Consider the following 23,594-nt stretch of genomic DNA (forward strand, 5'->3'; position numbering starts at 1 on the left):
GCTGTGAAGGGAAAACCGATGGACGACATTCAGCTCGCTCTCAGGAAAATGCTCGTGGAAGACCTGTTCGTCGAGGTTCCGCAGGCGGAGATCGGTGCCGACGACCGGCTGCGTACCGAGTTCGGCCTGGACTCGCTCGGTTTCGTCGAACTGCGCGTGCTCTGCGAGCAGCACTTCGGGATCAAGATCTCCGACGAGGAGTTCAGCCCGGAGAACTTCACCAGCATCAACTCCGTCGCCGCGCTGATCCGCGACCTGCAGGCGGCCCAGCGTGTCTGAGCCGGTGCGCGGGCCCGAGACCTGGGCCGACCGCCGGCTCCAGATGAACCACTACGGCCCACGACTGCCGTTCGGCAGCACCGGCGGCAGCGGCCTCACCCAGCGCTTCGTCGAGCTCGACGGCCCGGCGGCCGGCCGCGAGTTCGAAGTGATGGACGCCAGCGGCGGCTACGCCAGCGCCTGCCTCGGCGCCGGCTCCCCGGTGATCGCCGGCGCGCTCGCCGAGGCCGTCCGCACCACCGGCTACGTCACCGACGAGATCGCCTCCGCCGAACGCGGCCGCCTGCTCACCGGGCTGTTCGGCGACGGCGGGCTGTTCGCCGACGCGTTCCCGGGTGACGAGTACCACGTCAGCGGCCGCAACTCCGGCTCCGAGGGCATGGAACTGGCCCTGCGGCTGGCCCTGGAGTCGCGGTTCGACATGCGTACCCTCAAGCCGGTCCCGGAGAAGGCCGGCAGGGATCTGATCGTCGCCTTCGAGGGCGCCTGGCACGGCTGGACCGGCGGGCTGTTGCCGCTGCTCAACCGGCGTCACTACCGGATCGGGCTGCCCGACCTGAGCGCCGGGCCGCACGGGGTGACGGTCCGGCACATCCCGTACGGCGACGCGTCCGTGGCCGCCGGTCTCCTCGCCGAACACGGCCACCGGGTGCTGGCCGTGGTGATCGAACCGGTGCAGGGCGACGCCGGGATCCTGGTCCCGCCGGCCGGATACCTGCGCGAGATGGCCGGGCTGTGCCGCCGGCACGGCGCCCTGCTGATCGCCGACGAGGTGCTCACCTTCGCCAAGACCGGCCGGTTCTTCGGGATGACCGACGACGACGGGCCGATCCGCACCGACATCACGGTGATCGGCAAGAGCCTCGGCATGGGCGCGCTCTCCACCTCGATGGTGATCGCCCGGCGTGAGCTGTCGGCCCGGGAGACCGGCGCGGTGGCCACCTCCGACCTGCGCCCGCTGACCTGCGCGGTGATCGGGGCCGGCCTGCGGCACCTGGCCGACACCAAGCTGGTCGAGCAGGCCGGCGATCTGTCGTACGTCATCTCGGCGGCCCTGACCGACCTGGTCGCCGCGTTCCCCGGGCTCTACCGGGAGGCCCGCGGGGTGGGGGTGATGCACGGCGTCGAGCTGACCGAGGCCGCCGCCCAGCGCCTCGGCGACCTGCGGACCACCCTGATCCGGCACGGCGTGTACGTGGAGTTCATGTCGGGGGCCGGGCGGCGTACCCGGGGAATGCGTTATGTCTTCCCCACCATGCGCATCGCGCCGCCGCTGATCGCGACCACCGCCGACGTCGCGGAAATGGCGAAACGCCTGGCCGAGGGTTCCCGCGCATTCCAGGTGGCCCTGAAGTGACAATGCAAAGTGTCGAGACACGTATTGAGCACGTCGACACCGACGCCGCCGGTGTGGTCCATTTCACTCGCTATTCATCGTTGCTGGAAACCGCCGTTCTGGAGAATCTCGAACGGCTCGGCATCGGCCTTTCCGTGCTGGCCGGGGACGATTGTTCCCTGGTCGTCGTGGAATCGCGGATGCGTTATCACGCCAGCGCCCGGTTCCGGGACCGGGTGCGTACCGAGGTGACCGCCGACCACGTCGGCCCGGCCAGCATCCGGATGTCCGGCACGGTGCACGGCACCGCCGGGCCGCTCGCCACCGGCACCCTCGTCCTCGGCGTCGTCGACACGTCGGGCCAGCCCACCGCCGTCCCCGGACGGCTCGCCACCGCGCTGAAGGAGATGTCCGCATGACCACCCGTACCGCGCGGACCATGGGTTTCACCGAGATCAAGAGCTGGCTGCGGCACCGGCACCCGATGCTCTACCTGGACCGGGTCCTCGACTACCAGCCCGGCGAGTTCCTGACCAGCCGGCTGTCGGTGTCCGGCGCGCAGGACGCCATCGCTGGCCACTTCCCGGAGCGGGCCATCTACCCGGCCAGCCACCTGACCCAGGCGTGGGCCCAGTCCGGCATCATCCTGTTCCAGCTGAGCACGTCCCGGCTGGCCGACGACGAGATCACCCTGGTCGGCACGGTCCACTCGCGCTTCACCAAGATCGTCGTCCCGGGTGACCAGGTCACCTTCCACACCCGCTGCGACCGGATCCTCGGCAACACCTTCTTCTTCTCCGCCAAGGTCACCGTGGACGACACCGTGGTCGCCAGATTCCGCGGCAACCTGATCCGGATCAAAGCCGCCGACCTCGGTGATCCCCTGTGGTGACCACCGAGGTCCGGGTCACCGGGCTGGCCTGGTCCACCGCGCTGGGCGCCGACCGGGACGGCGTGTGGCGGGCGCTGCTGGCCGGTGAGTCCGGGATCCGCCCGGTCCCCGGCGAGCCCGGCCTGCGCAACGACCGGGCCGCCGCGGTGCCCGGCCTCGACGACACCGAACCGTCCGAGCGGCAGCACATCCTGGCGCGGGACACCATCGCCGCCGCGCTCGCCGACGCCGGAGTCACCCCCGGACATCCGCTCCTGTACGCCGTACTGGGCACCAGCTACGGCGCCCACCTCGACGACTCCGCGGGGGAACCGCTGGACGCCTGGTGCCACCGGGTCGCCGACGACCTCGGCCTGGTCCGGGCACCGCTGTCGCTGTCCACCGCCTGCTCCTCCGGGTCGGACAGCCTGCTCGCCGGTGCCGAACTGATCCGCACCGGCGTGGCCGACCTGGTGGTGTGCGGCGCCGCGGACGTGCTGACCACCGCCAAACGGCGGGGCCACTCGCTGCTCGGCACCATGTCACCGACCACCTTGCGCTCGTTCGACGCCGACCGGGACGGCACCATCCTCGGTGAGGGCGCCGGATTCCTGGTCCTCGAATCGGTGGAGTCCGCGCGGGCCCGGGGCGCCCGCTCGTACGGCCGTCTGATCGGCGCGGGTTCGGCCAACGACGCCACCGGCGCCACCACCCCCGATCCCTCCGGTGACACCGTGGTCCGCGCGGTCGAACGGGCCCTGGCCGCGGCCGGGCGGACGGTGGCGGACGTCAGCACGATCAACGCACACGCCTCCGGCACCCGGGTCAACGACGACGTCGAGTCCCGCAGCCTGGCCCGCATCTTCACCGCCGGCGAGCCCGCCACGATCGGCACCGTCGCCGCGGCGCCCTCGGTCTCCACCGTCGCCGCGGCACCCCTGGTCTCCACCGTCGCCGCGGCACCCCTGGTCTCCACCGTCGCCGCGGCACCCCTGGTCTCCACCGGCGGCGCGGCACCCCTGGTCTCCACCGGCGGCGCGGCACCCCTGGTCTCCACCGGCGGCGCGGCACCCACGGTCTTCGCCACGAAGGGCGCCCTCGGCCACAGTCTCGGCGCCACCGGAGCGGTCGAGGCGATCGCGGTGCTGCTCGCCCTCCGCGACCGCACCGTCCCACCGGTGGCCGGGCTGCGCCGGGTGATGCCGGGCTTTCCGCTGCCGCTGCCGGGCGCGACGGCCCCGGCCCCGATCGGTCCCGGCATCGGCCTGAGCATCACCCTGGGCTTCGGCGGCTTCAACACCTGCCTGGCCTTCGACACCGAGGGTGCCGGCCGGCCCGCCCGGGAAGGTGCCCGCGACGCCGTGATCGCCGGCCGGGGAACCGGCGGTGCCGACCGGGATGCCGCCAGCGGTGACCCCGTCGCCGTGGTCGCGGATGAGGCGCCCGCCGTCATCGGCCGAGGCGTGGGCACCGCCACCTGGGACGGGGCCGGCCGGATCCCGGCCGCTGTGCCCGCCCGCTACGCCGACCCGGTGGCCTGGCTGGTCGCCGACGCGGTCGGGGCGGCGTTGCGGGACGGGGCGGGGGAGGCGCTGACCGAGCCGGACGAGGTCGGGCACATCCTGGTCAGCGCGCACTGCACCCGCGACACGATCCTCGCGGTCGCGGCGGCGGTGGCGGACGGGCGGTTGTCGCCGATGCGGTTCGCGGCGGCCAGCCCGGGGACGGCCGGAAGCATCAGCTGCATCGTGCACGGCTTCCGGGGCCCGACCCTCACCTTCGCCACCACCCCGCGGACCGGTGGGGAGGCGGCCCGCGCGGTCGCCCACGGCTGGCTCGCCTCCGGGGCCGCGCGCCACGTGGTGCTGACCGGCCACACGGTGGACGGGACCGGCCGGCACACCGTGCACAGCGAGATCCTGGGACCGGCCGATGTGGCGCGGTGACGCCGTCGAGGCGCTGCTCGCCCGGACCGTCGACGTCCTCGACCCGGGCGACCTCCCGCCGCCCGGTGGCCGCGCGTCGGGCAGCGGTGCCCGGTCATCCGGGGACGGCCCGTCGCCAGCTGATCTGGAGGCGGATCTGGCCGCCGCCGGACTGCCCGCCGGCAGCGCGATCCTGCTGGCCATGCCCAACGGCAAAGCCCTGCTGGCCACCTTCTTCGCGGTGTTGCGGGCCGGCCTGACCCCGGTCCCGGTGCCACCCGGCGCCGGCACCGCCCGGCTCACCGCCATCGCCGCCTCGTGCGGAGCGGCCGGCGTGATAACCCGCCTCACCACGCGTGCCGGCGACACACCGGGCCCCGGTGGACCCCAGCAGGCGGCGCCCGGCGAGACACCCCGCCGGCTGGTCGAGATCTCCCGGTTCGCCGGGACGCCGCGGTCCTACCCGAACGGCAGCGTGATCATCACGACCTCCGGCACCTCGGGCATCGCCACCGGCTGCGTGCACCACATCGACCGGCTGCTGCGCAACGCCACCCGGCACGCCGACGCCGTCGGACAGCGCCCCGGCGACACCCTGCTGGTCACGCTGCCGATGTACTTCTCCTACGCCCTCGTGGCCCAATGCCTGGCCGCTCTGGCCCGAGACTCCCACCTGATCATCTCCGGCCCCCCGTTCACGGTCCGGCACTACGCCCGCACCCTGGAACGACACCACGTCACGATCTCCTCGCTGACCCCGGTGCTGGTCCGCCGGCTGCTCGCCGAAGGCCTCACGCTGCCCCGCGGACTGCGCGCCCTGACGATCGGCGGCGACCATCTGCCCCCGGAACTGGTGGCCCCGCTGCTCGGCGTGGTCCCGGGCGGTGAGCTGTACCTGACGTACGGCCTGACCGAGGCCGGCCCGCGGGTCAGCACCCTGGCCGCACACGCCGAACCGGGGCGCCGGCACGGTTCGGCCGGTCTGCCGCTGCCGGGCGTGCGGACCAGCCTGCGCCCGAGCACGCTGGCCGACGGCACCCGGGAACTGCTGGTGCACACCGACACGGCGATGCTGGAACGCGTACCGGAGGGAAAGCCGCGGCCGGACGGGAGCATCGCCACCGGCGACCTGTTCGACATCGACGGCGACGGCTACCACTGGTTCCGGGGCCGGATATCCGATTCGGTCACGGTCAACGGCGAGAAGGTCTGGCTGCCGTCCGTGCGCACCCTCGCCGCCGGGCTGGCCGGGGTGCGCCGCGCGGTCACCCGGGTGCACCGGGACGGCGCGGACACCCACTACGACCTGGAGATCTACGTGGACGAGCCGGGACCCGGCCAGGACCGCGCCTACCACCGGGAGCTGAGCCGGCACCTGCTGCGGGCGGAGCGGCCGCGCGCGGTGATCGTCCAGCCCTACGCCGAGGAAGGATGGCACAAGTGACCACACCGGTGCTCCGCATGGTGGCCGCACAGGTCGAGGCGCGACCGGACGGGGAGGCGGTCGTCGGGATCGACGGGGTGCCGATCACCTACCGGGAGCTGTGGGACCGGGCCGGCCGGATCGCCGCACACCTGCACGAACTGGGCGCCGGCCCCGGGCACGCGGTCGGCCTGCACACCGAACGTTCCACCGACCTGGTCGTGGGCATCGTCGGCATCATGCGCTCGGGCGCGGTCTGTGTGCCCCTGGACGTCTCCTACCCGGCCGAGCGGCTGCGGTTCATGTGCGAGGACTCCGGCGTACGGCTGATCCTCGGTCATGGCGTCCCCCTCGACGGGCTCGGCGGGACCACTCCCACCCGTACCCACGGCGATCTGGTCCTCGCCCACCGGAACCACGACGGACCGTTCCCGGACCTGGGCCCCGACCTCGCCTACCTGGTCTACACGTCGGGGTCGACCGGGCGGCCGAAGGGCGTCCGCTACGACCACCGCAACCTGGCGAACCTGATCGTCTGGCAGATCGAACAGAGCGTCTGCGGCGCCGGGGACCGCACCCTGCAGTTCGCGCCGGCCTCGTTCGACGTCACCTTCCAGGAGATCTACAGCACGCTCGGCGCCGGCGGAACCGTGGTGTGCTGCACCGAGGACGACCGGCTCGACCCGCAACTGCTGCTCGACCGGATCGAGAGCCAGCGGGTCAACCGGCTGTTCACCCCGTTCGTGACGATCCAGTCGCTGGCGTTGTTCGCGGCCCTGGCCGACCCGGCCCGGCATCCGCTGCGCGAGATCCTCACCTCGGGTGAGCAGGTGCAGTGCAACGCGCGGGTCCGGGACCTGTTCACCCGCCTGGACGGCTGCCACCTGGTCAACCAGTGGGGGACCACGGAGACGCACGTGTCCACCTGGCACGTGCTGTCCGGTGATCCGGCGGCCTGGCCGGACCTGCCCCCGGTCGGCGTGGCGATCCGCAACAGCGTGGTCACCGTGCTCGGCGAGGACGGCACCGAACTGCCCACCGGTGAGGCCGGTGAACTGTGGATCGCCGGCGACTGCGTCGGCCCCGGCTACCTGAACCTGCCGGAACGGTCGGCGCGCAGTTACGTTCCGTACCCGCCGGATCCGTCCCTGCCCGCCTACCGCACCGGCGACCTCGGCCGCCGCCGCCCGGACGGCCTGCTGGAGTTCCTGGGGCGCGGCGACACCCAGGTCAAGGTGCGCGGCTTCCGGATCGAACTGGGCGAGATCGAAACCCTGCTCGGCAACCTGCCGACGGTCGCCGAGGCGGTGGTGACCGTCGGCGGCGACACCGCCGAGAGCCGCTACCTGCGTGCCCACGTGGTCCCGGCCGGCACCGGCTTCGACCCGGACGAAACCCGCCGGATCCTGGCCGAACGGTTGCCGCCGTACATGATCCCGTCCCGGTTCGTGACCGCGTCGACCTTTCCGCGCACGCCCAGCGGAAAGATCGACCGTAGAGGCCTAGCGGAGGCGTAGAGCCCGTGGCGAGTTCCGGCGCGATCCGCGCCGGAACTCGCCACGGGACGTCGGTGTCCCGGCCGGGGGATTCCCCCTCAGGCGCACGATCGTCGTCTGTTGCGGGCGGCTGGAGGTCTCGGCCCGCTGGTGGGGCACGATCGTCGTTTGTGTGCGGGCGGCTGGGGTCCCGGCCCGCCGGCGGCGCACGGACGCCTGCCGGTGATCGTCCGGCGGTGCCGGGGCGCTGTCCCGAGCTGCCGGACGGGGATCGTGTCCGCTCACCTGGTCCGCCCTCTGACCGGGTTCGCCCCACGCGCCATCCGCTAGGCGGTTGACTAGCCTCCTAGGATGACCCAGGCGGTGTGCGTTGCCTGACTACTATGATCGTAGTAGCTTCTACCGCATGGCACGCGTGCTGATCGTGACTCTCGGGACACGCGGCGACGTCGTGCCCTACGCGGCGCTCGGCAACGCGCTGACCGCCGCGGGCGAGCACGTCACGATCGCCGCCAACGAGGTGCTACGGGGGTATGTCGCGGGGGAGTTCGTACCGCTGCCGGTTGATCTGACCGGCAGCGGACCGCTCACCTCGACCCGCCTGGCCCGTCTGCTGGCCGAGCGCTGGACCGCCGTCGGCCGGGCGATCGCGGCCGCCGCCGACGGCATGGACCTGCTGCTGCTCGCCCCGATGGGCTGGCTCGGCTATCACGTGGCGGAGGCGACCGGCGCGGCCACGATGGGCGCGTTCCTGCAGCCGCTGGAGCCGACCAGGGCGTTTCCGCCACCGATGCTGACCACCCGCGACCTGGGCGGCTGGGGCAATCACGCGGCCGCGCGGGCGTTCCGGCTGCTGGGGCAGGCGCCGTTCGCCGCCGCCACCGCGGAGTTGCGGCGTCATCTCGGCCTGCGCCGGTCGGGCCCGGCCGCGACGTTCCGGCGGATGGATCAAGAGCGATGGCCGATTGTGTACGGGGTGAGCCCCACAGTCCTGCCCCCGACCCCGGACTGGCCGGCGCACCGCCCGATGACCGGGTTCTGGTGGCCACCCGCCGGCCGGGGGCTGTCGCCCCGGGTGCGGAGCTTCCTGGACGCCGGTGATCCGCCGGTCTACCTGGGTTTCGGAAGCACTTCGGCGACGGGCGCGGACGCGCTGGTGGCGGAGACGGCGGCGCGGCTGGGCCGGCGGGTGGTGACACAGCACGGGGTGCCGGGCCCGGACGTGCTGGTGATCGGTGATGAGCCGCATGCCGAGCTGTTCCCGCGGATGGCGGCGGTGGTGCATCACGGCGGTGCGGGGACGACGGCGGCGGCGTTGCGGGCCGGGGTGCCGTCGGTGGTGGTGCCGTTCACCGCGGATCAGCCGTTCTGGGCGCGCCGGGTGGCCGAGCTGGGCGCCGGCCCGGCCCCGGTGCCGTTGCGGAGGGCCACGGTGGACCGGTTGATCTCCGCGGTGGCCTCGGCTGACGACTACCGTTCCGGGGCGCGGTCGGTGGCGGAGCGGCTTGCCGCGGAGGACGGGACCGGGGCCGCGGTGGCGGTGATCCGCCGGTCGTTAGGGTAGGCGGCGTGCCTGGTGCCACCGCTGTGCGGATCGCCGACGCGGCTCTGGACGTGCTCGGGACGGGTGGCATCCACGCGTTGAGTCATGCGCGGGTGGATGCCGTCGCGGGGTTGCCGGCCGGCTCGGCGTCGAATCATTTCCGGACCCGTGCGGCTCTGGTGTCCGGTGCGGTGGCCCGGTTGCGGGAGCTGGACGCGGTGGCGTTGCGGGTTCTGCTGGACGCGCACCCACCCGCGGACCGGGACGAGCTGGCCGGGGTGTTCGCCGCGTTCGTGGCGGATGCGACGGGGCCGTCCCGGGTGCGTACCGCGGCCCGGTTCGTGATCTTCGTGCAGGGTGTGGCGGAGCCGTCGTTGCTGGCGGAGCTGAACGAGGACCGCGGCCTGATCGTCGACTGGACGGCGGCCGTGCTGGGGTCATTGCGCGTGCCGGGGGAACGGCAGCTGGCGGAGACCCTGCTGGCGACGGTGGAGGGCCTGATCATGCACCGTCTGACCGGCTTCGCCGCGGACCCGGTGGCTCCCCGTCTGCGGCGGCTGCTGGCCGGGTGACGACAGGGAGTCGGGCCGGTCTCGTTCCGGTGAAGCACCGGACCAGATATGCCGAGATATCCGTCATCAGGGGCGCTGTTCACCTGTTCGACACCCTGCCCTAAGGCGTACGTGAGCCTTCGGTGACGACGTGTTCAATCTGCGTTCACTTGCGCCCGCCTCGCTGTCCACCCGGCGCTGCTGACATTGGTGAACAGCCGCTTACAACTGGTGGGCCAAACCTGATCAAAGGATTGAACAGACATGTCACGCAGGGAGCAGCGACGTTCGGGCGGGGCGGGTGGAGCTTTGGACGGGGCCGATGGGGCTTCGGGCGGGGCCGGGGGAGCTTCGGGCAGGGCCGGTGGGGCCGAGACGATGGATCAGCGATTGGTCTGGCTGGCGCTGTGCGTGCTCGGCTCCCTGGTCGTCGGTGTGGTGGCCGGACTGGTCGCCGCTGGTGTCACCGGTGCCGCCGCGGCGGGGTGGGCGGCGGGTGGGGGTGCCGCGGTCGCCGTCTGCGGCATCGGGATCTCCGCCGTGAGTTTCCTCTTCGGCCGCGGGTGACGCCGGCGGTGGAGTCCGGCCGGGCGAGTGGGCGCGGGGTCGTGAACCGGGTGTAGATTACCTCCAAAGTGATCGACGAACTTGGATGTGTGCCCATGTTCGACCAGTTCACGATCGTGACCGATCCGGTCGCTGGTTCCGTCGCGTGGTCGGCGGTGTTCGCCGCACTGCCGCTGCTCACCCTGTTCGTGCTGCTCGGCGTGGTGCGGATGCGCGCCTGGCTGGCCGGCCTGATCTCGCTCGGAGTGGCCCTCGCCGTCGCGGTGGGGATCTACTCGATGCCGGCCGGCCAGGCGCTGCTGTCGGCGAGTGAGGGGGCGGCGTTCGGGTTCTTCCCCATCCTGTGGATCGTCGTCAACGCGATCTGGGTGTACAACCTGACCGTCGTCAGCGGCCACTTCGACGTGCTGCGCCGGTCGATGGAACGGGTCAGCCCCGACATGCGCGTCCAGGCGATCATCGTGGCGTTCTGCTTCGGGGCGCTGCTGGAGGCGCTCGCCGGATTCGGCACCCCCGTCGCGGTGACCGTGGTGATGCTGATGGCGCTCGGCTTCGCCCCGTTGAAAGCAGCCGCGGTCGCACTGATCGCGAACACCGCGCCGGTCGCGTACGGGGCCCTGGCCACCCCCATCGTCACCCTCGGCACCGTCACCTCCGGGGCCGTCGCCGACCCCGGCCTGACCACCGAGACACTCGGGGCGATGGTCGGCCGGCAGACCCCGATCCTGGCCGTGGTGGTGCCGCTGGTGCTGGTCGCCGTGGTGGACGGGCGGCGGGGTGTGCGCGAGACGTGGCCGGTGGCGCTGGTCGCCGGGCTGGTGTTCGGGGTGGCCCAGTTCGTGGCGTCCAACTACATCTCGGTGCCGCTCACCGACATCGTCGCCGCGCTGCTGTCGGCCGGGGCGGTGGTGGCCTTCCTGCGGCTGCGGCGGGCCGTTCCGGACACCGGGCGGCCGGATCCGCGGGCCGAGGTGGTGCGCGCCTATGCCCCGTACGCGATCATCATCGTGATCTTCTCGATCGTGAACCTCGGCCCGGTCAAACGGATGCTGGCCGGCGAGCCGTGGACGGTGGTGTTCGCATGGCCCGGCCTGGACGTGCTCGGCACCGACGGCAGACCACTGTCGTCGATCGACTTCACGTTCGGCTGGCTGCCCGCGGCCGGCACCCTGATGATCCTGGCCGGGATACTCACCGCGATCGTGCTGCGGGTCGGCGCCGGGGCCGCGATCCGGGCGTACGGGCGCACCTACGCCGAGTTGCGGCACGCCATCGTGACGGTGATGGCGGTGCTGGCCCTGGCGTACGTGCTCAACCAGTCCGGTCAGACCGCGACCCTCGGCGAGTCGTTCGCCGCCGCCGGGGTGGCCTTCGTGTTCCTGTCGTCGATCCTCGGCTGGATCGGGGTGGCCGTCACCGGCTCCGACACGTCGGCCAACGCCCTGTTCGGGGCGCTGCAGGTGCAGACCGCGGTCCGGGCCGGCCTGGACCCGGTGCTGCTGGCGGCGGCGAACTCGTCCGGCGGCGTACTCGGCAAGATGATCAGCCCTCAGAACCTGGCGATCGCCGCGTCCGCCGTCGGCATGGCCGGAAAGGAAGGCGACATCTTCCGCCGGGTGATCGGCTGGAGCCTGGTCCTGCTGCTGTTCATGTGCGTGCTGGTCACCCTGCAGGCGACACCGGTGCTGAGCTGGATGGTGCTGTGATCGACCCGGGGTGATCTCCGCTGCGGCCCGTGCGCGGTCGATCGCCCACGCGAGCGTTCGCTGCGGGTCGCTTCTGGCGGATCCGCCACCGTTGTCGAGTCTTCGTCTTGGCGGGATGCCGGGTGGTGGGCAAGTCCTCGGCCGGGTGGCTCGACTTCGCCCCGGTGCGGGCGCACTGTCGCGGTTCGTGTGCGGACGCCGGCGCCCCGCAATCCTGTTCGTGGCTGCCGCCCCGCTCACGGTCCCCGCGCGAGTGTCCGCCTTCCGGCCCCGCCCTGGCCGATCTTGGTAGTTCACCACCTTTTCGAGTCTGTCTCCTCAGCTACTGTCCCGCTCGCGGTCAATTCCTCGCGCGTGTCCGCCTTCCGGCTCCGCCCTGGCCGACCTTGGCTGATTTACCACCGAAAACGGTGGTAAGTCCACCAAGATCTCGGCTGAGCGGGCCGCCCGCGCGAGGGATTGACCGCGAGTGATCAGGCGGCCAAGAGCAAGGCTCGAAACGGTGGTGAATCCACCAAGATCGCCGCTGGGCGAGTCGCTCGCGCGAGGGAGTGACCGCGAGTGATCAGGCGGTCTGGAACAAGACTCCCCGCGCCCGGCGGGGCATCACCGTGCACCGGTCGTGTTCCCGCGCCGGTGTCCTCGGTCTGACCGGTGCGGGCGAACCGTGAGGGTGTGCGCCCGACAGGCCCGGGTCAGCGGGCGAAGAGGCCCGGGGTCACGCCGAGGATGCGTTTGAAGTGGCGGGTCAGGTGGGGCTGGTCGTGGAAACCGGCGGCGGTTGCCGTGTGGCCCAGTGGGTGACCGGCCATGATCAGGTGGCGGGCCAGGTCTACCCGGCGGGAGATCAGATACTGGTGAGGGGACATGCCGAACTCCCGGCGGAACGAGCGGACCAGATGAGCGGCGTCGAAGTGCAGGCTCGCCGACGCCTTCGACAGCGACAGGCCGTCCACCAAGTGGGCCTCCAGCAGGTCGCGGAGGGCGTGGGCGGCCGGGGTGCTCGGCGGTGACTGTGCGGTGGCGCCGAGCGATCGCGCGAGGGAGCCCGGTGATCGGGCGGGGGCGCTCAGGTGGGTGCTCAGGCGGTCCAGGGCGGACACCAGCAGGCTCTCGGCCAGCGGGGCGTCGCCGGGGTCGGTGGCCAGGCGGTGCACCCGGGACAGGGCGGCGTGCAGCATGCGGTCGCTGATGGCGGGGGTGTCCACGCTGGCGCCGATCAGGGCGGCCGGCAGCTGGTCCTCGTCCAGGTAGAGGACCCGTTTGCGGAAACCGCCGGGACGTGCTGACACCCCGTTGTGCGGGACCCGGGGTGGCAGCACGGTCACCAGGTCGCCGAACGCGCCCCGGGAGTGCCGGTCCAGGTCGTAGCGCACCGCCCCGTCGTCGACCAGCAGGACCGTCCACGTGTCGTGGGCGTGCATCGGGTACGCGTGCTCGTCGAACCGCGCGTGCAACACCTCGGCGACACCGGGCAGATCCGGCCGCCAGGCTTTCAGCAGGGGCACGTCAAAATCGTACAAGACCTGGTGGTGGCGTTCCGGCGACGATGGGGCGCATGAGGTTCGACACCAAGATCGCCGTCCTGTTGCGGGACGACCTGCTGACCTGGCAGCGCCTGAACGTGACCGCCTTCCTCGTCTCCGGGCTGGGGACGGCGGTGCCCGAGGTGATGGGGCAGCCGTACGTCGACGCCGACGGGGCCGAATACCTGCCGATGTTCCGCCAGCCGGTGATGGTCTTCCAGGGCGGCAAGGAGCTGCTCGCCGGCGCGCACGGGAGGGCGCTCGGCCGGGTGACGATGTCGATCTTCACCACCGATCTGTTCGCGACCGGGCACGACGCGGCGAACCGGGAGGCGGTGCGCGCGGTGCGTACCGCCGATCTGGATCTGGCCGGGATCGCCGTGCACGGTCCGCGCAACCTGGTCGACAAGATCGTCAAAGGCGCGGCGATGCACCCGTAGGACGAGCACCCCTAAAGCGGCAGCGCGCCCGTGAACATCGACGATGTCGTCTCCGCCGCCGGCCGGCGTGACGCGGCCGGCGGCGGTTCGTCGTGCACCGGGTAGCCGATCCGGATCACCAGGTACGGGTGGGCCGCCCCGCCGATCAGGGTGGCCAGCAACCCCCGCGGCCACGGCGCCTCCACCAGCTCGCTCATCGGCGAACACGACACCCCGCGCACGGTCGCGGTCAGCAACAGCGCGGACAGTGCCTCGCCGGCGCGCAGCCACTCCCGGTCGGCGCCGCCGTGCAGGATCAGATAGCGGGCGCCGATGTCGCCGTCGCCGGTGGCCGGGCCGTGCAGGGCCCGCATCGGCACCGGGCGGATCCCGCCGGCCGACGAGCCGCCGGACGCCCAGTGCGCGACCTCGGCGGTGTGCCCGGGGCGGTGCGCGGCGTCCGAGGCGGCCCGGGCGGTGGCGGCGGCCAGCAGCGGGACCTCGTCCCGGCGTACCAGATGAGTGTCGAAGCCGTGCGGGAGGACCGCCCGCCGCAGATCCGCGATGATCTCCCCGGACGGCGGCTGGGCGCCGAACGGCCGCCGGTCGGTGTGCCGGTGGGTGATCGCCGCGGCCAGGTCGGTGAACTCCGGGGCGGCCGTCCCGGCCAGGGTGATCCGGGCCAGCGGGTCGGTGCCCCGGTCCACCGCCACGTCCCAGCCTCGCGCCCGGATCGCCACCACCGCGTGATGCAGCGCGGCGCCACAGCTGAGCAGGGCCAGGTGGTGCTCCGGGTCGACCTGGGCGAGCAGGCGGGCGTTGTCCGGGCGCAGTTCGGCGGTGTGCCGGCCGATCCGCCACTGCCACGGCTGGGTGTTGAGGATCGAGGGGGCGTGCCGGGCCAGGCGCGCCGCGTGAGCGAGAACTGCCGTCCGGGAGGTCATGTCTCCAGCGTGGCCCCCCGAGGTCGTACCGGGCAGGGCCGGAAGTCCTATCGGGGCCCACCCGCGAAACGCCGATGCTGTTAGATGCCTGCATGCCGTCACGCAGTCTGCGCCCCAGCGACCCCCGCGTCCTAGGTGGATACACGGTGCTCGCGCTGCTCGGCGAGGGCGGTATGGGGGCGGTCTATCAGGCCCGGGACGCGGACGGCCGGCTGGTGGCGATCAAGGTGATCCGCCCGGAGTACGCGGCGGTCGCCGAGTTCCGTGGCCGGTTCCGCAGTGAGGTCAACCGGGCCCGGCAGGTGCCGCCCTTCTGTACCGCCGCCGTGCTCGACGCCGATCCCGAGCATGAGACGCCGTACCTGGTGGTGGAGTATGTGGACGGCCCCAATCTGGCCGAGGTGGTGGCCGACCAGGGGCCGTTGTCCGGGGGCTCTCTGCACGGCGTCGCCGTCGGGGTGGCCACCGCGCTCGCGGCCATCCACGGCGCCCGTGTCGTGCACCGTGATCTGAAACCGACGAATGTGCTGTTCGCCCTCGGTGCGCCCAAAGTGATCGACTTCGGGATCGCTCAGGCGCTGGAGGTCACCAGCGCGCACACCCGTACCGGCGAGGTGGTCGGCACCGTCTCCTACATGGCGCCGGAACGCCTCGACGGCCCGGTCGAAAGGATCGGGCCGGCCGTCGACGTGTTCGCCTGGGGTGCGGTCGTCGCGTACGCGGCCGCCGGGCGTAACCCGTTCGCCGGGGACTCGCCGACCGCCACCGCGATGCGGATCCTCACCCGGGAACCGGACCTCGACGGCTTGTCCGGCACGCTGCGGACGACGGTGGCGCGGGCGCTGTCGAAGGATCCGGAGGAACGGCCGACCGCCACCGACCTTCTGGCGATGCTCGTCGCGTCGGACTCCCCGGTCCCGCCGGCCCTTCCGGTGGCGCAGTCCCCGCGGCCGGTCTCTCCGCCTCCTCCGCCGGTCTCCGCGCCGCCGGTGCGATCGGCGCCGGTGTCCCCCGGGCCGGGGCCGCGTGCCTCCCCGCCGCCCGTGTCGCCCTTGCGGATCCCGCCGTCCTCCCCGCCGGTCCCGCCCGTCTCCTATCCGCCGGCTCCGGCTCCGCTCATCGACTATCCGGCCATGCCGGTTCCGGTGCCCGCCCGGCGTTCCCGGAGGGCGCCGGCTCGCCGGCGTGTCTCGGAGTTCCGGTTGGTCGCGGCCGCGGTGCTGGCCGCGGGTGTGATCGTCACCGGCCTGCTGTGGGTGGGCGGCCGGGACGGCGACGGCACCCCCGCCTCCGCCGCGTCTCCGGTGCTGGTGCTCGCGGACTCCCTGGCGGCTCCCGGGCAGTGGTCGGCGGGCGGCGGCTGCGCGTTCGACGAGGGTCTGGTCGTCGAGGCGGCCGGCGACCTGGTCCACTGCGAGGGCCCGGACACGGTGATCGACGGAGATCATTCGATCACGTTCACCGTGAAGTCGATGGCCGCCGTCCGGGACGACTGCGCGATGGTCCGGTTCCGGCACGTCGACGACACCACGCAGGCGATGCTGGCGATCTGCCCGGAGGGTCATTCGCTGTTCGCCGGTGTGAACGACGCGGCCGGTACCCGGCTGGACCGCTGGTACCGGCCCTACGACGGTTCGGTGGCCCATCAGTGGCGCATCGACGTGGCCGGCGCCCGGGCCACGGTTTTCCTCGACGACGTCCAGATCCTGGCCGGCACCCTCGACTCCCGGCTGACCGCGGGACGCCTGGTGCTGGGTTTCCGTGGCCGTGACAACGACTCCCGGGTGGTGTTCTCCGATCTGGAGGTGTGGAAGCGCTGACAGCCGGAGCAGGCTGATCGATTCCGGGCCGGACAGTCCTGGACCATCGCATCGGCCCGGCGGTCGCCGGGCGGTCCGGTGTGTCGCCGGGCCTCGCGCGGACTCCCGCTAGCGACCCGATCTCGGTGGGGCCGACGGGCGTACCGGATGAAGGTTCAGCCACCGTGACGGGTTCGTCAGGACGTCGTGGATCACCGACCTGGCAGCGCCCATCGCCGGGGCCTCCGGGCCGTAGGTGGAGACCTGGACCGTCGGGCGGGACCAGGCCGCGCCGAGGAACTGGGTGGCCAGTTCGCGTTCGATCGGCGGGGCCATCCACGGGGCCAGTTCGCGGTAGATGCCGCCGAGCACCACGTGGGTCAGGTCGAGCAGGTTGAGGCAGGCGGCCAGGGTGTAGCCGAGGATCTGCCCGGCCCGGGTGAGTGCCTGCAGGGTGGCGGGGCAGCCGTCGCGGGCGCGGTCGGCCAGCATCGCCACGGTGGGGCGCACGCCGAAGGTGGTACCGGCGTTCTCGGTCATGCCGGCGGCGCGCAGGATCGCCTCCTGGCCGGCGTAGCGTTCCAGGCAGCCGCGCCGTCCGCACGAGCAGGGCGGGCCGTCGCGGTCGACCGGGAGGTGGCCGATCTCGCCGGACCAGCCGTGCGCGCCGCGGTAGAGGGCGCCGTCGAGCACGATGCCGGAGCCGACGCCGATCTGGCCGCTGACGAACAGGTAACTGGCCCGGCGGCGCAGCAGCGCCGACTCCGACAGCGCCGCGTAGTTGGCCTCGTTGTCCAGCAGCGCCGGGGTGCCGTGCAGCCCGGCCGGCAGCACCTCGTTGACGTCCAGGTCGCGCCAGCCCAGGTTGGGGGCGAGGGTGACCTTGGTGTGCGCGCGGTCGACGATGCCGGGCACGGCGACGGCGCTGCCGCACAGGGTGAGCCCGTCGGCGTCGGCGGCCTGCTGGGCGCCGCGGGCCAGCCGGGCGATGCGGTCCAGGATCTCCCGGGTGGACAGGCCGCGCTGGTCCTCGGCGAGGACGTGTTTGTAGCGCAGGGCGCCGGTCAGGTCGACGACGCAGACGGCGGTGTAGTCGACGTTGACGTCGATGCCGAGCCCGGCCGGGCCGTCGTCGCGTAACGCGAGGGCGGTGCCGGGGCGGCCGGCTCTCGGCGCGCCTTTGTAGGAGCCGGTCTCCTTGACCAGCCCCCCGTTGATCAGCTCGTCGATGAGGCTGGAGGCGGTGGACCGGTTGAGCCCGGTGCGGGCGGCGATGCCGGCGCGGGAGATGCCGTCGGCGGAGTCGGCGACGTGGCGCAGCGCCAGTGACAGGTGTGCGGCGCGCGGATTGACCGTTCCGGTCTGCATCGTCCTCCTCCTCGTGCGTGACGCCACGATAGCGGTCTGTGCAAGTGGACCCCTCGCGGGATTAGTCGATGTGACCAACAAATACGATGCTGCGAGTTCGGTTACGGGCTGTGGGGACTTTGGGCCCTAAGTACTCGTCCGATGGCCTCGATGGTCACGGGGAGTGTTACACAGCCGTTACGGACCCCCTGGTGAAACCTCGTTGTAAACCTCGTATGTTGTGCCCAGCAACAAATCGAAGCTTGATGTGGCCCACTTCCCCCGGGCCCGATAGAAAGGAGACGCCGAGGTGTCCAAGAACTTCCGGGTCCTCGCGTCGGTCGCCATGGCTGCCACCCTGGCCGCGACCTCCGCCTGCAGCAGCACCCGTGACGCCGAGGAGAGCGGCTCCGGCGACTCGGGTTCCAACCTGGTCGGTATCGCGATGCCGACCCGGAGCCTCGAGCGCTGGAACAACGACGGTGCGCACCTGGACGGTCTGCTCAAGACCGCCGGTTACACCACGTCGCTGCAGTACGCCGACAACAAGGTCGACCAGCAGATCACCCAGATCGAGAACATGATCAACCAGAACGCCAAGGTTCTGGTCGTCGCCTCGATCGACGGCACCGCGCTCGGCCCGGTGCTGGAGAAGGCCGCCAACGCGAAGATCAAGGTCATCGCGTACGACCGGCTGATCAACGCCACCCCGAACGTGGACTACTACGCCACCTTCGACAACTACCTGGTCGGCAAGCTGCAGGGCGAGTTCATCGTCGACAAGCTCGGCCTGAAGGACGGCAAGGGCCCGTTCAACCTGGAGCCCTTCGCCGGTTCCTCGGACGACAACAACGCCAAGTTCTTCTTCAACGGCGCGTGGGACGTCCTCAAGCCGTACGTCGAGAGCGGCAAGCTGGTCATCCCGTCCGGCAAGAAGATCGCCGGCGAGGAGGACTGGAAGACCGTCTCCATCACCGGCTGGAAGTCCGAGACCGCCCAGGCGGAGATGGACAACCGGATCAACTCGTTCTACACCGGTGGCAAGAAGGTCAACGTCGTCCTGTCCCCGAACGACTCGCTCGCCCTGGGTATCGCCCAGTCGCTGGAGTCCAAGGGCTACAAGCCGGGCGCTGACTACCCGCTGATCACCGGTCAGGACGCCGACCTGGCCAACGTCAAGAACATCCAGGCCGACAAGCAGGCCATGACGGTCTGGAAGGACACCCGCACCCTGGGTGACCAGGTCGCCAAGATGGTCGACTCGATCGTCAAGGGCGGCACCGTCGAGACCAACGACGACAAGACCTACAACAACGGCAACAAGGTCGTCCCGTCGTACCTGCTCCCGCCGGTGGTCGTCGTCAAGGACGACATCAAGACCAAGCTGGTCGACTCCGGCTTCTACACCGCCGACAAGCTCGGCCTGTAAGTAGCGCCCCGGCCGGGTCCTCAGCCTTGAGGGCCCGGCCGGTCCCGGTCGGACCTTCAAGAGCAAGCGAGTGGGCGATGGCCAACGACACGACCCCGATCCTGGAGATGCGGGGGATCACCAAGACCTTCCCGGGCGTCAAGGCGCTCTCGGATGTCACGCTGAGCGTGGCCCGCGGGGAGGTCCACGCCATTTGTGGCGAGAACGGCGCGGGCAAGTCCACCCTGATGAAGGTGCTCAGCGGTGTGTACCCGCACGGCTCCTACGAGGGTGACATCGTCTTCGAGGGCGAGACCTGCAGGTTCAAGACGACCCGTGACTCCGAGGAGCGCGGCATCGTCATCATCCACCAGGAGCTCGCGCTCAGCCCGTACCTGTCGATCGCCGAGAACATCTTCCTCGGCAACGAGCGGGCCAAGGGCGGCGTGATCAGCTGGGCGCAGACGAACCGGCAGGCTGCCGACCTGCTGGCCCGGATCGGCCTGAACGAGCAGCCGGACACCAAGATCATGGACATCGGTGTCGGCAAGCAGCAGCTCGTCGAGATCGCCAAGGCGCTCTCCAAGAAGGTCAAGCTGCTCATCCTCGACGAGCCCACCGCGGCCCTGAACGACGAGGACAGCGCCCACCTGCTCGACCTGCTGCGCCAGCTCAAGGCCGAGGGCATCACCTCGATCATCATCTCGCACAAGCTCAACGAGATCGCCGCGATCGCCGACAGCACGACGATCATCCGCGACGGGCAGAGCATCGAGACCCTCGAGATGCACGGTGCCGAGCCGGTCAGCGAGGACCGCATCATCCGCTCGATGGTCGGCCGCGACCTGGAGAACCGGTACCCGGATCACACGCCGACCATTGGCGAGGAGATCCTGCGCATCGAGAACTGGACCGTGCACCACCCGAACGACCCGAGCCGCACCGTGGTGGAGAACGCCGCGCTCGACGTGCGCGCCGGGGAGATCGTCGGGATCGCCGGCCTGATGGGCGCCGGGCGCACCGAGCTGGCGATGAGCGTGTTCGGCCACAGCTACGGCTCCGGGATCACCGGCCAGCTGTACCTGCACGGCAAGCCGGTCAGCATCAAGACCGTGTCGGCGGCCATCGAGAACGGCATCGCGTACGCGACCGAGGACCGCAAGCACTACGGCCTGAACCTGATCGAGGACATCAAGCGCAACACCACCGCGGCGCGCCTGTCGAAGATCTCCCGGCTGGGGGTGGTGAACTCCGCCAAGGAGGTGACCATCTCCGAGCAGTACCGCAAGGACATGCGCACCAAGACGCCCAGCGTCGACGTGCAGGTCGGCAAGCTGTCCGGTGGCAACCAGCAGAAGGTCGTCCTCAGCAAGTGGCTCTTCGCCGAGCCCGAGGTGCTGATCCTCGACGAGCCCACCCGCGGCATCGACGTCGGCGCCAAGTACGAGATCTACGAGATCATCAACAAGCTCGCCGACTCCGGCAAGGCCGTCATCGTGATCTCGTCCGAGCTGCCGGAGCTGCTCGGCATCTGTGACCGGATCTACGCGATGAGCCAGGGGCGCATCACCGGCCAGCTGCCCCGAGCCGAGGCCTCGCAGGAAAGCCTCATGCGTTTCATGACTATGGAGAAGAGCGGAGCAACCCGGTGAGCACGGCCACCAAGACCAAGACCGAGGGCGGCTCGCTCGCCGGCTACCTCGGCGGCAACCTGAAGCAGTACGCGATGATCGCGGCCCTCGTCGTGATCACCCTGTGGTTCCAGTTCGACACCAACGGGCTGATGCTGCTGCCGAACAACGTCGTGTCGCTGATCCAGCAGAACGCGTACGTGTTCATCCTGACCATCGGCATGGTCATGATCATCGTGGCCGGTCACATCGACCTGTCGGTCGGTTCGGTGGTCGCCTTCGTCGGCGGCATCACCGGCCTGATGATCATGCAGTGGGACGTGTCCTGGCCGCTCGCGGTCGTGCTGTCGGTCATCCTCGGCGGCATCGTCGGCGCGTGGCAGGGCTTCTGGGTCGCCTACGTCGGCATCCCCGCCTTCATCGTCACCCTCGGCGGCATGCTGCTGTTCCGCGGTCTGGCGATCAACTACGTCGGCACCACCGTCGGCGGTCTGCCCAGCGAGTTCAACGCCCTCGCCAACGGCGCCCTGCCGAACTGGCTCGGCTTCGCCGGCAACCTCGACGTGGTCACCGTCGTGATCGGCGCGATCGCCGCCCTCGGCCTGATCGTCAGCCAGATCCGCACCCGCCGCGAACTGGTCCGCAACGACCTGCGCACCGAGCCGTTCGCCGCGTTCATCGGCAAGATGGTCGTCGGCGTCGCCGCCATCGGCTACCTGACCTGGCTGCTGGCCAACAGCGCCGGCGGCATGCCGATCGTGCTGATCATCGTGGGTGTGCTGGTCCTGCTCTACTCGTTCGTCATGAACAACACGATCTTCGGCCGGCACATCTACGCGATGGGCGGCAACCTGCCCGCCGCCATGCTGTCCGGCGTGAAGACCAAGCGGGTCAACTTCCTGCTGTTCGTCAACATGGGCCTGCTCGCCGGCGTCGCCGCGGTCATCACCACCGCCCGCGCCGGTTCCGCGGTCGCCGCCGCCGGCCAGAACTACGAACTGGACGCCATCGCCGCGGCCTTCATCGGCGGCACCGCCGTCAACGGCGGCGTCGGCAAGATCACCGGCGCCATCATCGGCGCGCTCATCATGGGCGTCCTCAACATGGGCCTGTCGATCACCAACGTCCGCCCCGAATGGCAGATGGTCATCAAGGGCCTCGTTCTGATCGCCGCCGTGGCGTTCGACATCCTGAACAAGAAGCGCGGCAAGTAAGACCTTTTTGGGGGGAAATAAAAGGGGGGTGCCACCTGGGATGGCACCCCCCTTTCCTTCCTTCCCGCCCCACCGGCAGCCGTTTTCCTCACCTTTTTCCGTTCCCTTTTTCCAAACCCGCGTCGGTACGGTCGTCGGCCCCTCGCCAACCGGACCCTCCTGCCTCGTCCCCGCGACGTCCGCGTCTGCCCGGACCGCCCGGCGACCACCGGGCCGAATGCGGTGGCCAGGCCGAACAGCTAGCCGCCCCACGACCTCCACCGGTGAACGTGCGCCGGCGGGACCAGTTCGCTGCGGGCGGGCACGCGAGCCTGATGTCCGCCTCGTCCCATACGTGGCCTGATCGCGCGCACCCCTTCGTGAGCGCGTTTCCCGGCCCGGCCGGCGCGGACAGCCGAGCTCGCTGGAACTGATCGCGGGCCCACGCCACACGCGACGCAATCCCCGTCGGCATCGACCCGAACGGTCCACGAACGCCGCCTCGATCTCCCCCGCCGCCGGCCGTCTTCGTCGGCCGTCTTCGCCGGTCAGCCGCGCGGGTGAACCGTTGCACGCTCGCCGATGATCTGCGGTCCTCTCACGCGCGAGCGTCATTCAGCGTTGTCCCGTGGGAGATTCCCTCCGGCGGATCGTGGTCATTTCCCCACTGTTATCGAGCCCTTTCCCGGTAGCCGGCTCATGGTCGCGGTCAATCCCTCACGCGGAGATCCGCCCACCCGAGATCTTGGCGGATTTACCACCGCTTGAGGGCCTTGTTCCCGGTTGCCTGATCACTTGCGGTCAATGCCTCGTGCGGGCGGCTTGTTCAGCCGAGATCTTGGTGGTTTTGCCACCTTTTCCGGTGGTAAATCCACCAAGGTCGGCCAGGGCGGGGCCGGAAGGCGGACATTCGTGCGGGGAATTGACCGCGAGCGGGCCAGCAGCCCAGAGAAAGACCCTTGAGTCTTCTGCCTGGTGGGAGTCTGTGCGGGCAATTCCGCATTCGAGTGACAGAATGTGGCCGGGGGTGGGCCCGCCGGCTCCATCAAGAGCCGTCAGTCGTCTGTCGTCAGCCCGGCTCGGCTCGGCCCGGCCCGGCCCGGCCCGGCCCGGCTCGGCCCGGCTCGGCCCGGCCCCGCCCGGCTCGGCCCGGCTCGGCCCGGCCCCGCCCGGCTCGGCCCGGCTCGGCCCGGCCCCGCCCGGCTCGGCCCGGCCCGCGCGCACATTCGTGGTTCGTATGCGCTGGTCAGAACCGTGGACACTGGCGCGGGAACACTACCGGTGGACCGTGATACTCCGCCGGGCCCAGGAGTCTTGTTCTGGCTTTCTGATCGCTTGCGGTCAATGCCTCGTGCGGGCGGCCTGCTCAGCAGAGATCTTGATGGATTTACCACCGGAAACGGTGATAAATCCACCAAGATTGGCCAGGGTGTGGTCGGAAGGCGGACATCCGGGCGGGGAATTGACTGCGAGCGGGCCAGCAGTTGAAAAGAAGGCTCTTATCCGTGGAAAATCCGACAAGATCGGCCAGGGTGGGGGCCACGGCCGTTTCATGATCGATAGTGGCGGGGAGTGACGGTGCCCGCGCTGGCGTGTCGGATATGGACGAAGCTCCGTTGAGACCAGGTCT

Annotated in this window: 19 protein-coding genes; 16 read left to right on the forward strand and 3 right to left on the reverse strand. The window is 70.9% G+C overall.

Going from position 1 to position 23,594, the window contains the following annotated elements; all coding sequences use genetic code 11:
- The first annotated feature begins 18 nt into the window (after positions 1-18).
- The 11 genes from ACQ0O7_RS35235 to ACQ0O7_RS35285 all read left to right on the forward strand — a co-directional run bounded on the left by ACQ0O7_RS35235 (position 19) and on the right by ACQ0O7_RS35285 (position 11,697).
- Entirely contained in the window at positions 19-279 is a 261-nt protein-coding gene (locus tag ACQ0O7_RS35235; RefSeq protein ID WP_430788862.1) for an acyl carrier protein, read from the forward strand.
- A gap of 4 nt (positions 280-283) precedes the next feature.
- On the forward strand, positions 284-1,636 hold the full coding sequence (locus tag ACQ0O7_RS35240; protein ID WP_430788864.1) for an aminotransferase class III-fold pyridoxal phosphate-dependent enzyme: 1,353 nt from the start codon (positions 284-286) through the stop codon (positions 1,634-1,636).
- A 2-nt stretch (positions 1,637-1,638) separates the two neighbouring features.
- Positions 1,639-2,034, forward strand: a complete 396-nt coding sequence (locus ACQ0O7_RS35245) for an acyl-CoA thioesterase (RefSeq protein ID WP_430788898.1) — start codon at positions 1,639-1,641, stop codon at positions 2,032-2,034.
- Positions 2,031-2,507 carry a 3-hydroxyacyl-ACP dehydratase FabZ family protein gene (locus ACQ0O7_RS35250; RefSeq protein ID WP_430788866.1) on the forward strand — a complete coding sequence of 159 codons (477 nt, stop codon included), beginning with the start codon at positions 2,031-2,033 and terminating at the stop codon, positions 2,505-2,507. The genes ACQ0O7_RS35245 and ACQ0O7_RS35250 overlap by 4 nt, the downstream gene beginning before the upstream one ends.
- Positions 2,504-4,432 (forward strand): beta-ketoacyl synthase N-terminal-like domain-containing protein, encoded by a 1,929-nt coding sequence (locus ACQ0O7_RS35255; RefSeq protein ID WP_430788868.1) that lies wholly within the window; start codon positions 2,504-2,506, stop codon positions 4,430-4,432. The genes ACQ0O7_RS35250 and ACQ0O7_RS35255 overlap by 4 nt, the downstream gene beginning before the upstream one ends.
- Positions 4,419-5,855: a class I adenylate-forming enzyme family protein gene (locus tag ACQ0O7_RS35260; protein ID WP_430788870.1), complete on the forward strand. Its 1,437-nt coding sequence runs from the start codon at positions 4,419-4,421 to the stop codon at positions 5,853-5,855. Before ACQ0O7_RS35255 ends, ACQ0O7_RS35260 begins: the two co-directional genes overlap by 14 nt.
- Positions 5,852-7,351 carry an amino acid adenylation domain-containing protein gene (locus ACQ0O7_RS35265; protein ID WP_430788872.1) on the forward strand — a complete coding sequence of 500 codons (1,500 nt, stop codon included), beginning with the start codon at positions 5,852-5,854 and terminating at the stop codon, positions 7,349-7,351. Before ACQ0O7_RS35260 ends, ACQ0O7_RS35265 begins: the two co-directional genes overlap by 4 nt.
- A 385-nt stretch (positions 7,352-7,736) precedes the next feature.
- The gene (locus ACQ0O7_RS35270; RefSeq protein WP_430788874.1) at positions 7,737-8,894 is read left to right on the forward strand and encodes a glycosyltransferase; all 1,158 of its coding nucleotides are present in this window, start codon (positions 7,737-7,739) and stop codon (positions 8,892-8,894) included.
- A 5-nt stretch (positions 8,895-8,899) separates the two neighbouring features.
- Positions 8,900-9,445, forward strand: a complete 546-nt coding sequence (locus tag ACQ0O7_RS35275) for a TetR/AcrR family transcriptional regulator (RefSeq protein WP_430788876.1) — start codon at positions 8,900-8,902, stop codon at positions 9,443-9,445.
- A gap of 357 nt (positions 9,446-9,802) precedes the next feature.
- Positions 9,803-9,991 (forward strand): hypothetical protein, encoded by a 189-nt coding sequence (locus ACQ0O7_RS35280; protein WP_430788878.1) that lies wholly within the window; start codon positions 9,803-9,805, stop codon positions 9,989-9,991.
- Positions 9,992-10,086: 95 nt separating this feature from the next.
- Positions 10,087-11,697, forward strand: a complete 1,611-nt coding sequence (locus ACQ0O7_RS35285; RefSeq protein WP_430788880.1) for an L-lactate permease — start codon at positions 10,087-10,089, stop codon at positions 11,695-11,697.
- A gap of 695 nt (positions 11,698-12,392) precedes the next feature.
- Here ACQ0O7_RS35285 and ACQ0O7_RS35290 read toward each other — a convergent pair.
- Positions 12,393-13,205: an AraC family transcriptional regulator gene (locus ACQ0O7_RS35290; protein ID WP_430788882.1), complete on the reverse strand. Its 813-nt coding sequence runs from the start codon at positions 13,203-13,205 to the stop codon at positions 12,393-12,395.
- A 50-nt stretch (positions 13,206-13,255) separates the two neighbouring features.
- Here ACQ0O7_RS35290 and ACQ0O7_RS35295 point away from each other — a divergent pair, with 50 nt between their 5' ends.
- On the forward strand, positions 13,256-13,663 hold the full coding sequence (locus ACQ0O7_RS35295; RefSeq protein ID WP_430788884.1) for a DUF2000 family protein: 408 nt from the start codon (positions 13,256-13,258) through the stop codon (positions 13,661-13,663).
- An 11-nt stretch (positions 13,664-13,674) separates the two neighbouring features.
- Here the strand turns inward: ACQ0O7_RS35295 and ACQ0O7_RS35300 are convergent, their stop codons facing one another.
- Entirely contained in the window at positions 13,675-14,586 is a 912-nt protein-coding gene (locus ACQ0O7_RS35300) for an Acg family FMN-binding oxidoreductase (protein WP_430788886.1), read from the reverse strand.
- Positions 14,587-14,678: 92 nt separating this feature from the next.
- On the opposite strand from ACQ0O7_RS35300, the gene ACQ0O7_RS35305 reads away from it, so the two are divergent.
- On the forward strand, positions 14,679-16,406 hold the full coding sequence (locus ACQ0O7_RS35305; RefSeq protein ID WP_430788888.1) for a serine/threonine protein kinase: 1,728 nt from the start codon (positions 14,679-14,681) through the stop codon (positions 16,404-16,406).
- Positions 16,407-16,514: 108 nt separating this feature from the next.
- Here ACQ0O7_RS35305 and ACQ0O7_RS35310 read toward each other — a convergent pair whose 3' ends face one another.
- A complete protein-coding gene (locus ACQ0O7_RS35310; protein WP_430788890.1) occupies positions 16,515-17,753 on the reverse strand; it encodes an ROK family protein in 1,239 nt (412 codons plus the stop codon).
- A gap of 289 nt (positions 17,754-18,042) precedes the next feature.
- On the opposite strand from ACQ0O7_RS35310, the gene chvE reads away from it, so the two are divergent.
- From chvE to mmsB, 3 genes are all read left to right on the forward strand, one after another.
- The gene (chvE, locus tag ACQ0O7_RS35315; RefSeq protein WP_430788892.1) at positions 18,043-19,161 is read left to right on the forward strand and encodes a multiple monosaccharide ABC transporter substrate-binding protein; all 1,119 of its coding nucleotides are present in this window, start codon (positions 18,043-18,045) and stop codon (positions 19,159-19,161) included.
- 77 nt (positions 19,162-19,238) lie between these two features.
- A complete protein-coding gene (gene mmsA, locus ACQ0O7_RS35320; protein ID WP_430788894.1) occupies positions 19,239-20,792 on the forward strand; it encodes a multiple monosaccharide ABC transporter ATP-binding protein in 1,554 nt (517 codons plus the stop codon).
- Complete coding sequence (gene mmsB, locus ACQ0O7_RS35325) at positions 20,789-21,985, forward strand: multiple monosaccharide ABC transporter permease (RefSeq protein ID WP_430788896.1); 1,197 nt, start codon at positions 20,789-20,791, stop codon at positions 21,983-21,985. The genes mmsA and mmsB overlap by 4 nt, the downstream gene beginning before the upstream one ends.
- Positions 21,986-23,594: the final 1,609 nt, after the last annotated feature.

Origin of the sequence: Actinoplanes sp. G11-F43 (genome assembly GCF_050589265.1) — a bacterium.
Taxonomy (GTDB): Bacteria; Actinomycetota; Actinomycetes; order Mycobacteriales; family Micromonosporaceae; genus Actinoplanes.